The sequence below is a fragment of the Variovorax sp. J22R115 genome (genome assembly GCF_030317005.1).
GTDB lineage: Bacteria > Pseudomonadota > Gammaproteobacteria > Burkholderiales > Burkholderiaceae_C > Variovorax.
In genome coordinates, this window is record NZ_JASZYM010000006.1 from 137,823 (window position 1) to 153,211 (window position 15,389).

At 63.1% G+C, this 15,389-nt stretch carries 16 protein-coding genes; 7 read left to right on the plus strand and 9 right to left on the minus strand.

The annotated features are described in order from the left end of the window. Positions 1-106: 106 nt before the first annotated feature. Positions 107-856 (minus strand): Mut7-C RNAse domain-containing protein, encoded by a 750-nt coding sequence (locus QTI04_RS12300; RefSeq protein ID WP_286616116.1) that lies wholly within the window; start codon positions 854-856, stop codon positions 107-109. A gap of 33 nt (positions 857-889) precedes the next feature. Continuing rightward, complete coding sequence (locus tag QTI04_RS12305; protein WP_286615930.1) at positions 890-1,369, minus strand: aminoacyl-tRNA deacylase; 480 nt, start codon at positions 1,367-1,369, stop codon at positions 890-892. Between the two features lie 161 nt (positions 1,370-1,530). Between QTI04_RS12305 and QTI04_RS12310 the strand changes: the two genes are divergently transcribed. Beyond that, positions 1,531-3,114: an MFS transporter gene (locus QTI04_RS12310; protein ID WP_286615931.1), complete on the plus strand. Its 1,584-nt coding sequence runs from the start codon at positions 1,531-1,533 to the stop codon at positions 3,112-3,114. 115 nt (positions 3,115-3,229) lie between these two features. Then, the gene (locus tag QTI04_RS12315; RefSeq protein WP_286603129.1) at positions 3,230-3,781 is read left to right on the plus strand and encodes an Rrf2 family transcriptional regulator; all 552 of its coding nucleotides are present in this window, start codon (positions 3,230-3,232) and stop codon (positions 3,779-3,781) included. Positions 3,782-3,828: 47 nt separating this feature from the next. Here the strand turns inward: QTI04_RS12315 and QTI04_RS12320 are convergent, their stop codons facing one another. Both QTI04_RS12320 and QTI04_RS12325 read right to left on the minus strand, forming a co-directional pair. Beyond that, on the minus strand, positions 3,829-5,049 hold the full coding sequence (locus QTI04_RS12320) for an NnrS family protein (RefSeq protein ID WP_286615932.1): 1,221 nt from the start codon (positions 5,047-5,049) through the stop codon (positions 3,829-3,831). Continuing rightward, positions 5,042-5,446 carry a group III truncated hemoglobin gene (locus tag QTI04_RS12325; RefSeq protein ID WP_286603125.1) on the minus strand — a complete coding sequence of 135 codons (405 nt, stop codon included), beginning with the start codon at positions 5,444-5,446 and terminating at the stop codon, positions 5,042-5,044. The genes QTI04_RS12320 and QTI04_RS12325 overlap by 8 nt, the downstream gene beginning before the upstream one ends. Positions 5,447-5,613: 167 nt before the next feature. Here QTI04_RS12325 and QTI04_RS12330 point away from each other — a divergent pair, with 167 nt between their 5' ends. Beyond that, the gene (locus tag QTI04_RS12330) at positions 5,614-5,943 is read left to right on the plus strand and encodes a cupin domain-containing protein (protein WP_286615933.1); all 330 of its coding nucleotides are present in this window, start codon (positions 5,614-5,616) and stop codon (positions 5,941-5,943) included. Positions 5,944-6,049: 106 nt separating this feature from the next. Here QTI04_RS12330 and QTI04_RS12335 read toward each other — a convergent pair whose 3' ends face one another. Then, the gene (locus QTI04_RS12335; RefSeq protein ID WP_286616117.1) at positions 6,050-6,685 is read right to left on the minus strand and encodes a tripartite tricarboxylate transporter permease; all 636 of its coding nucleotides are present in this window, start codon (positions 6,683-6,685) and stop codon (positions 6,050-6,052) included. Here QTI04_RS12335 and QTI04_RS12340 point away from each other — a divergent pair. Continuing rightward, positions 6,629-6,751, plus strand: a complete 123-nt coding sequence (locus QTI04_RS12340) for a hypothetical protein (RefSeq protein ID WP_286616129.1) — start codon at positions 6,629-6,631, stop codon at positions 6,749-6,751. The two genes, QTI04_RS12335 and QTI04_RS12340, sit on opposite strands and share 57 nt — an antisense overlap. 557 nt (positions 6,752-7,308) lie before the next feature. Here the strand turns inward: QTI04_RS12340 and QTI04_RS12345 are convergent. Both QTI04_RS12345 and QTI04_RS12350 read right to left on the minus strand, forming a co-directional pair. Then, positions 7,309-7,554, minus strand: coding sequence for a hypothetical protein (locus QTI04_RS12345; RefSeq protein WP_286615934.1), 246 nt, complete (start codon positions 7,552-7,554; stop codon positions 7,309-7,311). A gap of 474 nt (positions 7,555-8,028) precedes the next feature. Then, entirely contained in the window at positions 8,029-8,190 is a 162-nt protein-coding gene (locus tag QTI04_RS12350; RefSeq protein WP_286603118.1) for a DUF1059 domain-containing protein, read from the minus strand. A gap of 347 nt (positions 8,191-8,537) precedes the next feature. Between QTI04_RS12350 and QTI04_RS12355 the strand changes: the two genes are divergently transcribed. Further along, positions 8,538-9,542, plus strand: coding sequence for a BTAD domain-containing putative transcriptional regulator (locus tag QTI04_RS12355; RefSeq protein WP_286615935.1), 1,005 nt, complete (start codon positions 8,538-8,540; stop codon positions 9,540-9,542). A gap of 948 nt (positions 9,543-10,490) precedes the next feature. Here QTI04_RS12355 and QTI04_RS12360 read toward each other — a convergent pair. Continuing rightward, positions 10,491-10,877 (minus strand): hypothetical protein, encoded by a 387-nt coding sequence (locus QTI04_RS12360; RefSeq protein WP_286615936.1) that lies wholly within the window; start codon positions 10,875-10,877, stop codon positions 10,491-10,493. 520 nt (positions 10,878-11,397) lie between these two features. On the opposite strand from QTI04_RS12360, the gene QTI04_RS12365 reads away from it, so the two are divergent. Continuing rightward, the gene (locus tag QTI04_RS12365; protein ID WP_286615937.1) at positions 11,398-12,291 is read left to right on the plus strand and encodes an ABC transporter substrate-binding protein; all 894 of its coding nucleotides are present in this window, start codon (positions 11,398-11,400) and stop codon (positions 12,289-12,291) included. 449 nt (positions 12,292-12,740) lie between these two features. Continuing rightward, positions 12,741-13,484 carry a redoxin domain-containing protein gene (locus QTI04_RS12370; RefSeq protein WP_286615938.1) on the plus strand — a complete coding sequence of 248 codons (744 nt, stop codon included), beginning with the start codon at positions 12,741-12,743 and terminating at the stop codon, positions 13,482-13,484. A gap of 759 nt (positions 13,485-14,243) precedes the next feature. On the opposite strand, the gene QTI04_RS12375 is transcribed toward QTI04_RS12370, so the two are convergent. After that, positions 14,244-14,861, minus strand: coding sequence for a hypothetical protein (locus QTI04_RS12375; RefSeq protein ID WP_286615939.1), 618 nt, complete (start codon positions 14,859-14,861; stop codon positions 14,244-14,246). Between the last annotated feature and the right edge of the window lie 528 nt (positions 14,862-15,389).

Sequence of the window (15,389 nt, forward strand, 5' to 3'; positions counted from 1 at the left end):
CGGCTCGCCCCCGTGGTCGCGCCGATCAGTGCGGGTGTGAATGCCTGTGACTTCAGCGGCGCGAGTTGCAGAAGGTCTGCGCGCGGTCCTCCGCTTCCGGTCGATGTCATCCTTGCGCCGGCGTCACCAACTCGTCCACCATGGCGCGCATTCGCTGCCAATGCGAGCCCTCCCAGAAGACGCGCCTGCATGCATCGCATGTGCTGAAACGCTGGTAGCGTTCCCGCACCCTCTCCGGTAAGGACGAGGCGACCAGCGACTTGTCGATCTCGTGCAAGGGCGTGTTGCAGTCCAGGCATCGGGTGAACGGCCGCGCGCCGCGCGCGAGGTCGAGTCGATCAAAGACCTCGCGCAACTGTTGCGCGGACCGCAGCGCACGCACGTAGCAGCCATGCGTGATGCCCCGGCGCTTGAGCAGTTCTCGATCTCTCGTGAGCACGATGCGACCTTGCGCGCCAGCGATACGCTCGATCTCATCGTCGCGAAAGCGGTTGTCGTACAGCGTATCGAACCCGGTCATGCGCAGCAGGTGCGCGAGGCCACCCATATGCGCGTCAGCGACGAAACGGGTCACGCGCAATGCGCGCTCGCGCACGCGCAGCAGCGGCGTGATGTCGAGGGCTTCGAACTGTGGAAAGACCGCTACCCTGTCGCCGTCGTGCAGCAAGGTCTCGAAGCCGACCGACTCGCCGTTGACCAGCACCAGGTCGACCTCGGTATGCGGAACGCCGAGCGCCTCGATCATGTGCTTGGTGGTCGCCATTCGTGCGCACCGGCAAGAGAACTCGCGCCCTCGCCGCTCACGCGCGAGGAAGTCATTCAACTCCTCGTAGAACCGGAAGGTCGCGGTGACCATCACTGCCGGTCCCAGTGCGCCCGTCACGCGCCTTCAGAGCTCCGGCGTCTTGGAGAAGCTCCCGTGCGGCTGGCCACGCATCAGCGCACGGAACTGATCGTGCGACATCCGCAGCAGCCGCTCGTGATCGCCACCTTCCATGTAAACGACGTCATTGCTTTCAAGTTCGTCATCGACGATGGTCGGCAGCCCCCATGCCATTCCCACGGGCGGTATCGCGCCGGGGGCGCAGTCATCAAACAGCGCTGCAATCCGGGCCTCGCCGGCCAGCTTCAGTCTGTGGCGACCGACAAAGCGGGAGAACTCACCGAGCATGACCATCCTGTCGGCGGGAACGACGGCCATCACGCAGCCGTCGTCGTCCTCGAGGATGACCGATTTGGCCAGTTGACACGGGCTGACGTTGGCGCAGTGGGCGGTCTCCAGGCTGCTATGGCTGTGTCCGTGCATGGAGACCTCATAGCGTGCACCACGCTGGTCGAGATAGCTGGACAGATGGGAAGGAATGGACATGGCAATCCCCCTTGTGCGCGAATACGGCGAGGTCGCCGTCCCGTGAGTTTGCACCTGCCGGCGGGGGATCGCAAATTCCTGGAGGCAACCGGCCACAGGCTCCGCGCAGGCTCAGCGGAAACCACCAGACGCTCAGCCCATAATCGGGCAAAGCCCCTTCGATGTCCGTCGCATCCCACTCCCTCTGGTCCCCCCTGCGTCTGCCCGCGTTCCGCGGCCTGTGGGCCGGCAGTGCCATCTATTTCACCGGGAACGCCATGCAGGTCATGGCGGCTTCGTGGCTCATGGTCGAGCTCACGGGCTCCTCTTTCCTCGCAGCGCTGGTGCAGACGGCCGTGTTCCTGCCAATGTTCCTGCTGGCACTGCCCGCAGGCGTGCTGGCCGACATCACCGACCGCCGGCGGCTGATCCTGAATGCGCTGGCCGTTCAGGTGGCCATCATCCTTGTCCTGTCCCTGCTGACATTGACAGGGTGGGCGGGACCTGGGACCTTGTTGCTGTTCACCTTTTCCGCCGGCTGCTGCACGGCGCTGCTGTCGCCCGCGTGGAACACCAGCCTGGCGGACACCGTGCCGCGCGAGGACATGCCGCAAGCCATCACGGCGATGTCTATCGCCTGGAACAGTGCACGGGCTTTGGGGCCGTCAATCGCGGGCTTCGTCTTCGCATGGCTCGGTGCGGGTTGGGTGTTCGTGATGGCGGCAGTGAGCGCACTGGTGATGATGCAGGCACTGCGGCGCTGGCCTCCTGCGCCCCATGCGCAATCCCCCCTGCCGGCGGAGCGCCTCTGGAGCGGCACCGTTGCGGGGCTGCGCTATGCAAGGCACTCGCCGATGATCCTGGCTCAGTTGCTGCGCACCGTGGCCTACAGCGGTGCCGGCTCGGCACTGTGGGCGCTGTTGCCGGCCATCGCGGCGCAACAACTCAAATTGGGCGCCACCGGATTCGGGATCCTCATGGGATGCTTGGGTACGGGCGCGGTCGCGGCGGGCCTGGTGCTGGGCAGGTTGCGTGCGCGCATGGGGCTGGAGCGCCTCGTCGCAATGGGGTGCCTGGTTTTCGCGGCCGTGATGCTCATCGCTGCGTTCGTGCGCCTACCGGTCGTGGTCTTCGTGTCGCTTGCTGTCGGCGGCGCAGCCTGGATGGCGGTCATGGCCACCTTCAACACCGCCACGCAGTCCAGCGCGCCGCCCTGGGTCCGTTCGCGCGCCGTGGCACTGCACACGCTCAGCGCGCTCGGTTCGTTCGCCATCGGTTCGGCGTTTTGGGGCGCGCTTTCCGGCATTGCCGGGTTGGCGATTGCCTTGAGCATCGCCGCCCTGGCCATGACAGCAGGCCTGTTGCTCGCCCGCTGGCTGCCGTTGCGGATGGGCGATTCGCAGGAGGTCACACCCGTCACTCTCTGGAAAGACCTTTTCATCAAGGATCAGCCTCTTCCGGGAGACGGCCCGGTGTCGGTGGAGATCTGCTACTGCATCCGCGCCGGCGAGGCAGAGGAATTCTTGAATGCCGTCACCCAGCTGCGCGCCTCGCGGCGCCGCGACGGCGCCACGCTATGGCGCGTTTATCGAGACCTTGGCGATCCGTCGCGGTATATCGAGCGCTTCATCGTCGCCTCTTGGGCAGAATACTTGCACCAGCGCGCTCGGGCCACGCTGGCCGACGAGGAAGTGGAGGCTCGTGTGCGGGTGTTCTTGCGCGATGGCGAGGCGGTGACGACCCAACACTACATCGCCGAGCGGTGATACCGAATTCCCGAATCGCCGGCCGAGCTGCCGGGCACTGCTCGCAATTCCACGAATCGGACTGGAAGCCGCCGCGACCGAGAGCAGGTCTAAAGCAATAGCTAAAATCGTTGTTATGCGCCTGACCCTCTTCACCGACTATTCGCTGCGTGTCCTGCTGGTCCTGGCCACCCGTACCGAATCGCTGGTCACCATTGCCGATCTCACCCAGGCCTACGGCATTTCGCAGGCGCACCTCATGAAAGTCACTCACATCCTGGGCAAGACCGGATGGGTTGAGACTGTGCGCGGGCGCAACGGGGGAATGAGACTGGCAATGCATCCGTCCAAGATCAAGATCGGGACGGTCGTTCGTCAACTCGAGAGCGACTTTGCCGTAGTGGAATGCTTCGGCGCCGGCAACCAGTGCGTTCTGACAGGCGGGTGCGAACTGGCGTCAGTCCTGGCCCGCGCGACTCAGGCGTTCCTCGATGAACTGGATCGCTACAGTTTGGCGGACCTGGCCAATGCCAGTCCCGCGCTCCTTGGGCTTCCCTTGTGGCAGGAAGTGACGTGGCGATCGAAGGTCAAGGATCCCACGGTGGCGATCGTGCCGGGCAAGACGGACGAGTTGTTGCGGCATTCGCCCGGCAAGCTTCCGGCACGCAAGCGGGCACGGGCGGCCTGATTCGGGTCGCGCACTTTTTTTCGGTGCGCGCAGTCAGGAGTCTGCGTTCAGCGCGAAGTGCGCAGCGCCGCAGGCGCGACGGCCCTGTCGGCGCGCGGGCGGATCATCATCGGAAAGAAGCGCCACAGGTAGAGCACGAAAGCCAGCAGCCACGCGGCTGCCGACGCATGCAGCGCGTCAGGCGCGATGTCCGTGGGCAGCAGCGCCACCAGGCGCAGTGCCGCAGCCAGGATCACCAGCGCATAGCTGATCACCATGGCGTGGTCCGTTTGCAGCGGACGGCCCAGATGACCGAGCGCGGTGCGGGTCACCATGCCGATGATGAGCACCGAGAACCCTGCCACGCCGATGACATGCACAGGCCACGCGGCGCGCACGATCCAGCCCATGGCGTGCGCTGCAGCCACGAGCAGTCCTGCCCCGAGCGCCGCATAGCCAACGTAGAGGATCCAGAGCAGTGGCGTGCGCCGCGTCGCCCACGGCCTCCAGGCCAGCACCTGAAACAGCGCGATACAGCCTGCCGCCGCCAGTGCGGCCGCCGTGACGGTGGGAACCCGCAGCAGGCTGCCAAACACTGCAATCACGCCAGCGCCGATCTGCCATTGGCCGCTGCGGGTATGCATCGGAATCGTGAGTCCCGGAATGGCGCGCATGGCAAAGAAGGGAATCACGCGGCGCGCCACCAACAGTGCGATCACGGCCATGCACAGCAAGCCCGCGTTGAGTCGCTGCAGCAGAAGAGCGTAGTCGCCTTGCAGGGCCGCCAGGAGGTAGAGTGCATCAGCCATGCCGAGTCCCAGCACGAGCAGCGGCAGGCCGTAGTTGCGGCGGTTGCGCGCACCCACAATGGCTCTGCCCAATGCCGCTGCCGCCCAAGCGAAGAAGGCGAGTTCGCTGCAGGCGGCGACCCAGAACGCCAGCGCGCCGGGCACCAGGTAGTCGATGCGCGCGGCCGACCACAGCGCGAGGAGGATGCCGAGTGGGAGCCCCCGCAACGGATTGACTCCGGTCCAGTTGCTCGCGGCTGTCAACAAAAAACCTACGGCAATGGTGGCGATGAAGGCCCAGAGCATCTCATGCGCGTGCCACAGAACGCCGGGCAAGGTCGCCGCGAGGAGCTGCGGCGCGTACACCCAGAGCGCGATGGAGAACGCGGCCCAGAAGCAGCCGGCCAGGTACAACGGTCGAAACCCGAGTTCAAGAAATGCCTGCCATTGCGGCGACGCCCGCGTGCCTCCGGGTTCGGTGATGTGGAGCAGGTCAGTCATGCCGCAGGTCCGTCGGTGCAGTCCGCGGGCGGCGGCTCATCTGATAGCCGTACCAGAGGCTTTGGGCAATGCGCTGTGCCAGGTCGTACGCGTATTCGCCCATGGCCCGATTGGGTTGTGCGGAGGCCTCCTCGCGAAACAAGCGCAGCCAGCGCTCGAACAACTCGGCGCTCAGGTCGGACAGGGCCACATGCTTGGGCATGGGCGTGCCGTTGAAACGACGCGTGCCGCGCAAAATCGATGACCAGAAGTCCACCAGCTTCGCGAGATGGTGGTCCCAGTCTTTGATGTGGGCGTTGAAGATCGGCCCGAGCATTTCGTCTTGGCGCACCTTGACATAGAAGCCATGCACCATGTCTGCGATTTCCTGTTCGGTGCAAAGGTCGGGCGAGCGCAAGTGCTTCTCCAGTGATCAAGGCTGAGACGGCTTGCAGACAAGGCCGTCCACGACAGGGTTGCTCGGTTTGATTGAAGTCATAAGATTACTATAAAATGAATCTTATACGCGACGGGCGGTCTTGTATAGCGTGTCGCGATCATTCATCTCAACATTGGGAACACGTCATGGCTTTGAAGCACGCTCGACTGCTGGAGGTGATCGATCTTCATGCTTCCGATGAAGAACGGGGTACGTCGGTAAGCAGCAGCCTACTCAAGACGGACCACCTGCAATTGATGCAGGTGGTCCTGCCCGCGGGAGCAGGCCTGCCCGAGCATCAGGTCGCCGGCGAGACCACCATCCAGTGCCTTGTCGGGGAGGCGAAAGTGGTCACGCCGCGGCGAACCTGTCAGCTTGCTGTCGGCCAGTTGGTGGCCCTTCCAGGAGGGGAACCGCACGCCGTACAGGCGATTCGCGATGCAACGCTGCTGGTGACAGTGTTGCGCGATCGCTAGCCAACGGCCATGCCCTCGTAGTTCGCGACGAGGCCGAATTTCACATCGAGAGCCGCGTTCTGGGGGCAGTCGTCCAGCGCGTGGCATCGAGTGCGCAGCCGTGAGCTCATCCGACCTCCTCGACGAAGGCTTCCTCGCGCTTGGATCGGATCGAAGGAGACAGCACGATCACCATCAGCAAGAGGGCGGCGATCAGCAGTCCCAGCGAAATCGGGCGTGTGACGAACACGCTCCAGTCGCCACGCGAGAGCAGGAGGGCCCGCCGCAGGTTCTCTTCCATCATCGGCCCGAGGATCAGGCCGAGCAACAGCGGAGCAGGTTCGCAGCCGAGCTTGATGAAGGCGTAGCCCACCACGCCGAAGATCGCGACCAGCCAGATGTCGAACACGTTGTTGTTGGTCGAGTACACGCCGATGGCGCAGAACAGCACGATCGCGGGAAACAGCCACTTGTACGGGATGGTCAGCAGCTTGACCCATAGGCCGATCAGCGGCAGGTTGAGGATCACGAGCATCAGGTTGCCGATCCACATCGACGCGATCAGGCCCCAGAACAGTTCGGGGTTGCTGGTCATCACCTGCGGACCGGGCTGGATGTTGTGGATGGTCATCGCGCCGACCATCAGCGCCATCACGGGGTTCGGTGGAATTCCAAGGGTCAGCATCGGGATGAAGGAGGTAGCCAGGTGGAGGTTCATCTGCTGCCGGCAGGCCGCAAGAAGCTCGAGGTCCTCGCGGCCCACCTCGAGGAGCATGTCGCCGACCTGGCGGAGGTGGTGGCGTTCGCGCGCCGCACCCAGCTTTCCTGAGGGCCGCGGTCGGCCGCGGATTCAACCGGTCGTTCGGAACCGTTCCTTCATCGAGCCGCTGGCAACAATGATGAAGCCTGGAGCGTGCGAATCCAAGGCTAAGGTGTCTTGACGTGGTACGAACGAAGCCCGCTACCTCGAGGGCTGTTGTACAAGATGAAGTTCATTGCCGGCAGGGTCAAGAAGCGTAGCGAGAATTCCGCCCCAGTCCTGTCGCTCCGGAAGCCCGCTGAAGGCAACGCCGGGCGACGAAAGCTCCATATGCTTTGACTGGATGTCTGCGATGTCGAAAGATGGCCCTGTGCAGCGCCCCACAAGGTCTCAGTCCTCCGCCGGAGCATCCGCATCGACGTGCTCGACCACCAAACTCATGGGTCCCGCGTCAAACACGCACGAGCCATGATCCGCGTCCGTCGGTCTTGAGTCACAGGCTGACCTGGACTCCTCAGGTCCATCTCCCCATATCCGCTTTCCGGAGTCGCAGACATCGATCCTTCCGGGTGAACCATTTCAGGACGCGCATCTCCGCAGTCGCGAGGGCGCGTTGGAGGGGTTGCCTAGTACGCAGCCAATTCCGCGACGAGGAATTCGATGAAGACCCGCAGTCGCGAGGGCAGACCGAAGGCGTGCAGTGCCTGCACCGGGACCAGTAGCAGCGGAACGTCGGGCAGGACAGGCACGAGTCGGCCGGCTTCGATGTCCTCTTGAAGCGCGAAGCGCATCATCTGCACGATGCCAAGACCATTGAGCGCCGCAATCCGGATCGGGCGGGGTGGGCGCGGGCAATCCGTTCGGGCGATCAAGCGCCCTTTTTCAGGATCTCCGCCATGCGCTCGCCGATCAGAGCGCAGGTGGCCATGGTTACGACACCGGGGATGCGCGGCATGATGGAACTGTCGGCACGTGTGGCGCCAATTTCATTGGCGTAGTATCGCCTTCACATTGAAATGAGAGGGCTGAGCGGCGATTAATGAGGACTCGAAGGAAAGCTCCCGCTCGGCCAGCCGTCCTCAACAACGTCCGAAATCGAAGATCCACAACGTCGCGCTCCGTGGCTGCAGGCCTTGCTCCCACGTCATCTCCGGAAGGCCGCGTTCTGCCACATTTGCCCCAGTGTCGCCAGATGGGAGGAATTGGCGTCTGATGTTTGCGAATATTTGCAAGCTGCGCGCTTACCGGCCGTCGACCACACCCTCTTCCCGAGGGGCGGGCACGGGTGGCGCACGAACCGAGCAACGCCGCAGGCCAAAGTCGCAGCGCGTCCTGTTCGCCAAGGCCTAATCGTCTTCCTCTGCCATGCCTAGAATGTCCTCGTTCGAGAGCCGCGCCAACAGCTCTGGGTGATCACGAGATAGATGTTCCTTGACGGCCGCGAGGAGTTCTTCATCGCTGTTGCCACGAACGACCTCTCCGCATTCGCAGTTGATGACCTTTCGCATGGCGATCTCCTTTCATTGAACATGGAGGCATTGTGGCCGGCCAGGAAATCCATAACCTTGGCGAAACCTTGGCGCCCAGTCCTGCGACGAGGATTCAACTTTGCGGCCGCCTCACCGTGCGAATTGAGGGCCGAAGGATCGAAGATGACCTCCCCGGTCGCCAGGGACGGCTGCTGTTCGTTTACTTGGCGGCGCACCGTGCGCGCCCGTCATCACGGGCCGAACTCATATCGGCCCTTTGGCCAAGCCGGCCGCCGACGGCGAGCGACACGGCGCTCAGCGCTCTGCTAACGAAGCTCAGGTCGGCCCTCGGCCCAGGAATAGTTGGCGGAAAGCCGGACGTTCGGATGACGCTGCCATCAGATGCCTGGGTCGATCTCGAAGCGGCTACCGAGGGCCTGCATCGCGCGACCTCTGCGGTTTCCCAGCAGGATTGGGCTCGGGCCTGGGGGCCCTCCAGGGTTGCGCTTCATATTGCCCAAAGGGGCTTCCATCAAGATCACGACGCCCCTTGGGTGGAAGACATCCGAAGGAGGCTCGAAGACGTGTTGGTTCGAGCGCACGAGTGCGTCGCAGCGATCGGACTTGGACTGTCCGGGTCGGAACTTGCGTCGGCCGAGCGCTCCGCCCGCGCTTTGATCAAACTGGCGCCGTACAGGGAGAGCGGTTATCGGTACCTCATGGAGGTTCTCGCGACCCAAGGGAACGTCGCTGAAGCGCTGTTGACCTATGAACAGTTGCGGCGACTGCTCAGAGAGGAACTGGGCGCATCGCCGGGCCACGCGACGGAGACGCTTCACAGGCAGCTGCTGCAGGGGCATGGCGTGTCGCGGGGAGCGCTGGTCCGAGAGCTGCAAACTGTGCTGTTCACCGACATCGTCTCTTCAACGGAGCGCCTTGCGGCCTTGGGTGATCACGCCTGGCGAGAGCTCTTGGCGGAACATCATGCGATCGTGCGTCAAGAACTCGCACGCTTCGATGGCCGCGAAATCGACACGGCGGGGGACGGCTTCCTGATCGCACTGGACAACCCGGCCGAAGCTATGGGCTGCGCCTGCGCGATCATCAAAAGCGTGTCGGTTCTGGGCATCACCATCAGGGCTGGCGTCCATACGGGCGAGTGTGAAGTGATGGACGGAAGGATCAGCGGCATCGCCGTTCATGTGGGGGCGCGGATTGCTGCGTTGGCCGGTCCCAACGAGTTGCTCGTATCGTCGACCGTCAAGGACCTTACCGCGGGCTCTGGCATCGGATTTGAGGATCGGGGCGCGCATACGCTTCGTGGCGTGCCTGGCACATGGCGAACCTTTGCGGTCGATCTCGATTCGGTCCCGCGGCGTTCGGAACCGTAGCGTTTGGGCGCGGGCCCCCGCGGCGAGTGCACCAACCCAAGGCCGATCAACTCAACGTTGCCGGCGCCAGCCAGCGAGGCCATCCGCTGAGCGTCAGCCGCCGCGAATGTGAAGCCGCCTCGGACTTCAATCTTTTGTCAACAGCCTTGCGTTCGCTGAGAGAGGTTCGCGCTAGCGGCATCAAAGTCAGCTTCCGATGCAGAAGGTGAAGTTCGGGCCGCGAGGTCGAAGGTCACGAGCGGGCCCTGAACGCCATTTCGCGACATTGGGGAGCAGCCGTTCAAGTGCGACGTGGTCCTGGTTGTCCGTTGCCTCCAACGTACCGACCGCTGTCGCCTACCCGGATTTCCTCGATGATGCCGGCGAAGGTCAAGTTCTAGAGTAGACCGGCCGGTCGCCGAGGAAAGCGCGGATGTCAGCTATCGGCGATCTCCGTCGTTCGCCAGAGAAATACGACTGGCTGCAACCAGTCTTTCTGCGACATTCCGACCGCATCCTCGTGCATGGTTCGAGTTCGGTAAGCGCGCGTTACCGCGCGCCTGAGTACGCCCATGCCAGGTCGTACGCACGCAGGAAGGCGCACACGCTTGTGTGCAAGATTTGTCACGAACTTGGCCTCGTGGGCCATTTGCGAGCACTCATGGCCGAGCACTCCTCAGCTGGCCGGCCTCCTGACCGCACCGTCTTGACGGACGCTTGGCGCAGTCAAAGCGTCAGGCCTGCCAGCGATGCGGCAGCAGATCTTGGATGCGACTCGCACGCTGTCCGCCGTGTCGCAGGGCCACGGTGGCCGCCGCTTGGCTGCGCGGCTGCAGCGGCTACCAACTAACGCGCGAGCCGGTATCTGTGAGGCAGGTGTGCGCCAGTATGTTTCCCGCGGCATCGGTGATCTGACCATTTACCGCGCCTGTGAAACTGTTTTCATCCGCGGACAAGGTGCACGTTCCCTTAGACTTCTGCATGCCGACGAGCGTCCCATCGGGGCTGAAGCGATAGAGCACCAACGTAATGGTGTAGGTCCGATGGGGACTCGCGCTTCCAGGTTCCCATTGAAGGGCTTGTCAAGGCAGGAGGAGAATTACTTCCATATGAAGCCGTGCCTCCGACGTTGAACGTGGACAATCCCTTAAAGCTGGCAAGCGCGATGCCGTTGTTGCAGTCTCTGACTGTCGCCGTCGACTCCCAAACTCCGACGATGGCCTCCTGGCCTTTCTCTCCTTTTTCTTTGTGACGGTCGTCATCTGCGGCGAAAGCGTTGCCGTGGATCAGCAGCATCGTTACAGCGAGCGAAACGTTCACACGGGTGAACGTATAGAGGGCACCGGGTTTGGTCATGGGCCGACTCCTCGAGTTAGGTCGCCGGATTTCAAACCTTCATCGCGAGTCTTTCAAGACGTCTCAGGGCTGTTACGGCCCTGGCTCAGGTTGCTGGACGAGCACGCCCCTTGTGGCGCCGCCACGGCATCCGCAGAGCGACCGGTGTCCTCCACACCTTTGCGTCGATCCCGCCCGAGAATCACAGGATCCGACGCGATGTGAGTCGTGGCAATTGTTCTCGTTGTCACACAAATGGGGCATGTTGTTGTGTGCAGCCTCCGCCCCACCTACATTTCGGGAATCACTTGGTGATCAGCGGAGGCCTTCACGGGCCATGGCTGAACCAAACGTCGGTGGTCTGGAGGGCTCATCGATGAGGCGAAAGGGTTTTCTGCAAAGAAGTGCATGCGGGCGCGCGGTCGGTCTAGGAGCCCCCGGGAGGCGTGCCTTGCTTCGCGCGGGAATCGGCTGGGCACTTCCGACTCTTCCCGCTCTCCGCGCCTTTTCGCAAGTCAAAGACAAGACGCTTCGTCTTGGCATGCTGTCGTTCGAGGATTCCGCAGAATCGATCCCGATCCTCAACGAATTCATGGCGGAATTGGCCCGCCGTGGCTACCGTGAAGACGTCAACCTGAAGATCGTCCGCCGCAACGCCGCATTGGACGGGCGCAACTTTGACCGCATGGCGCTCGATCTCGTCGAACAGAGGCCGGACTTGATCGTCACCACGGCCGGAACTGCCAGTGTCCAAGCGGCAAAGAGGGCGACATCGACGATCCCCATCGTGATGCTCAGCTCCGTCGAGCCGGTCCGCGATGGCCTTGTCTCCAGCCTGGCGCGGCCCGGCGGAAATCTGACAGGCAACTCGCTGAATGGCATCGAGCTGCTTGTGAAGCGGCTGCAGCTCATCGCGGACATCGTGCGGCCAAAGCGGATCGGCTACCTCGGCATTCAGCGATCGGCATTCATGCGTCACTTCGATGAGTATATGGCGGCCATTGCCTCCGCCGCGCAGGCCCACGGCGCGGAGCTGCAGACCTTCATCCCCAACTCGCTCGATGAACTGCCGGCGGTCTTCGCGGATATGAAGCGGCGCGAAGTCCAAGCCCTCCTCATCGACAACCCGGCCGTCTTCTACATGAACGCAAGCCGCATTGCGCGCATGGTGGTTGGCGAGCGAATACCGGCTATCGCGGAAGGTCGAGCCTGGGCCACTTCCGGTGTACTCATCACCTACGGAATCGACTACTTGGACCTCGCCCGCAAGGCCGTGGCTTACGTGGATCGGATCGCCAAGGGGGCAAAGCCGCAGGATCTGCCCGTCGAACAGGCGACGAGGTTCGAGTTGGTGATCAACATGAAGACAGCCAACGCGCTGGGCGTCGAGATACCACAGAGGATCTTGCTGCTTGCCAACGAAGTCCTTCGTTGAAATGAGATTGCACCGATGGCTCATGCCAACGCGGCAACTCCTACGGTCATGTTGGCCGCCGCGCAGCCGTTGCAACCGCGTCGGACTGCGCCTGACGCACCGCGCGTATCGCATGAGCAAACTCTCTGCTCGCTTCGTCCCATCAAGACCCTGAACTCGACCGCTCCGCCTCAGGAGCCCTTCGTGACCTCTGATCTTCCGACCTGAGGCGGCTGAGGGCCACATCCAGGCGCCCTGCATGACATCTGGGCCGTTCGTGGCCGTTGGTCACCGGGTTCTGAGCTTCGCCCCCCGCAGTCATTGTCGGGCTCGCTTCGACTTCCTCGACGAGGAACACAACCCCAGGTGACCGCCACCGGCCACATTGGCATCGGCAGTCCGTCGTCACACGTTTCCCGATCGCGCGCCTTTCCTCGAGCGCGGAAGCCTCCCTTGTTCAGCACGCTCTGATGGCTTACCCTGCCATCGACCGTGGACAGATCGGGGGTCGTATGAGTGCCTCTTTGCGCGTGCTACAGCCTGGCGAGTCGGCGCCCGAACTCACACTTCCGAGAGTGAACCAGCAAGGCGTGGTCTCGCTGGCCGAGTTCCGCGCGATGGGCCGTAGCGTTCTGATCGCATTTATGAGAGGCTTGCACTGCCCATTCTCACGGCGTCAGATTTCGATGCTGACGTCAATCAAGGCGCGGCTTGAGGCCGAGCACGCGGAGATCGTTGTCGTCGTCAACACGACGCTTGAGCGAGCGAGGTTGTACTTCCAGTATTGGCCCACGGAGGTGGTAGTAGCTGCCGACCCAGGGGTGGAGAGCCATCGATCGTTCGGTCTCGGTGAAACCGCAATCCTTCCGGACGACACTGATCCGTCCATCCTCAGATGGCCGCAGACAGCCACCATGGCCGAAGTTCTAAAGTACCGCGTTACCGGGCACCCTGAACTGCCAGAGCCGATGAATATCATCGCCGCGATGAAGACACTCAATGCGAAGGATGGCTTTCAGATGACAGAGGCGGACTTTCACTCTGCCAGGGCGCATCCTGCACTGGCGATTGGCCAATTTCTCCTTGATGCGTCTGGGATCGTTCGGTGGACATTCGCCGAAATGCCTGACAGCCTCAGTCAGATGGGGCGAGCACCTCACGAGCGCGATGTTGTCGCTGCGGCACGAACAGCCCGGTCCACCTGTCGACCGTGACAAGTTACTTGCCGCCCCTGCGTCGGTTCGACGGCAAATGTGGGGCTCTCAACGCCTAACGTCGCCTTCGCAGCAGCGATTGCCGTCCTTCACGCTCATTCGCCGAACTCACGCTGTCAGCCCGATTCCAGTCGTCCGGATGCCGACGAGCCGCCGGTATCGACGGCCGATCCCGAGGCATTGCAGTCATAGCCCCTGCTTGCCCTCTGGCAACCGTGCCCTCGAAGTATCGAACGACCGCTCTGTTCGCCATGGAAATGGGAGTTCGGGCCCTTCGCGGAAGTCGCGGCCTTCGGGAAAGCAGACGTTCGAGACGACCCCCCGGCTTCGGGCCCCATTGCGGGCTTACAGCAGACGTCGAGCTGTCCGAAAGCCGTCGTTGGGTGTGAGATCCCGACCAGCCAAGAACTTTGAAAAAAGGCGGGCCGCGCAATTTGAAAGCGTTGAAAGCGACGCTCGCAAGGTGTCGATTTGCCTGGGTGACCGAGTGCGACAACCTTGGCGGAGATGTCCAGGTGGGCCGCATCGACGTTGGGTTTCGGCCGTCTCAACATCGACGCCGCCGATGTGGTCGGCGAACTGCGTGCCCGAGCCGCTGCTGCTGTCCCCCGCGAAGCCACGGCCACTGCTATGCGGATCAAGTGCTCGAGATATTCCGGTCGCGCGGGCTAAAAGGGTACAAGGCGCTCACGCTGGGCAAAGTCGCCTATCTGGGCGAGCCCTGCTGCCTCATTTCGGGGAGGAGAGGACGCAGCGATCTCAGCAGATCCAGCGTGATGTCTCCTTGCAAGGTGCAGTAAAGCCTGGTGCGGCCGGGCTCCTCGCTGCGCTCGGCCGCCAGGACGCGGTTGACCGTGTTGGGTCGCTTCGGAAGCACGCCCAACGGCATTGCCGGCAGCTTCCACTCGTTGGCTGGATCACGGTTGTTGCGGGCCTCGCCCGGGTCCAGGCCCCGTCCCGGCTGGAGAGTTTCAGATGCAACGGGAGCAGCCGATTGAGCCTCACGGCCACGCGTTCCGGTTTGCCTTCGACCTCGAAACCCCAGCGGATGAAGGTGCCCAGGGGCGGCACCGTGGCCGCATCTTCGCGCCAGGCCAGCAGGCGCAGGCCCTCCACCTCGATCGGTTGCGCGAACTCCTGGACGCCGTCTTGGCGCACGCCCGCCCACGGATTCCTGACCTTCGGCGTTGCGTGGGGTCCCTTGCGCGTCAATTCGATCGCCGAGCCGAACGGCGTCGGGTCCGCCGCGAGTAAAGCGAAGAACGACGCGTCACAGCGCGCGAACTTCTGCATCGCATCGACCGGCGACAGGGCTTTCAGCCCGGCGGCGAACGCCGGGCCGACAGAAGAGGCGACGGCCAGAACGGCGATGAACAAAAGAGTCCGCATGCCTAGACATATAGCTGTTCGCTACCCACTTGTGATGCGTGTTCCGCCTGAAGCTGCGGGGGGTCCTGTCCTACTGTGCGTGCCTTGAGCCTGCGAATGCCATCAGCCACGGCCAGATTGACGAGCGCACGGGCGCCAATGTGCTCGATTCTGCGGTGCTGCAGGTGAACGGGGCGTGAATTCGAGCGCGCCGACGGGTCCGTGCAGACATGGTGAATCGCTGGTCCTGTTCGCCGACCACGGCCACGCTGATACACCAGATGGGGCCTCTCGGCGGGCCGGGTAGCCACTCGTTAGCGATGGAGGGGACGCGGGCTTCAGCTGCACCCTTGTCAACCCGTTCGGGTCGAAGATGGGCTGATTGAGACCGGCGTTCCGAAGAGAGCCGGCTTGTTGCCCCGAAGGAAGGTCAGCTATCGGGTGGAACACGACTGATCCGTGAGCGGCTCCTTGTGGCCGGGTCCTGCTGTCGTCTGCGCAGAGGCTACTACCGGTTCAGAGCATTCCGCGCACCCA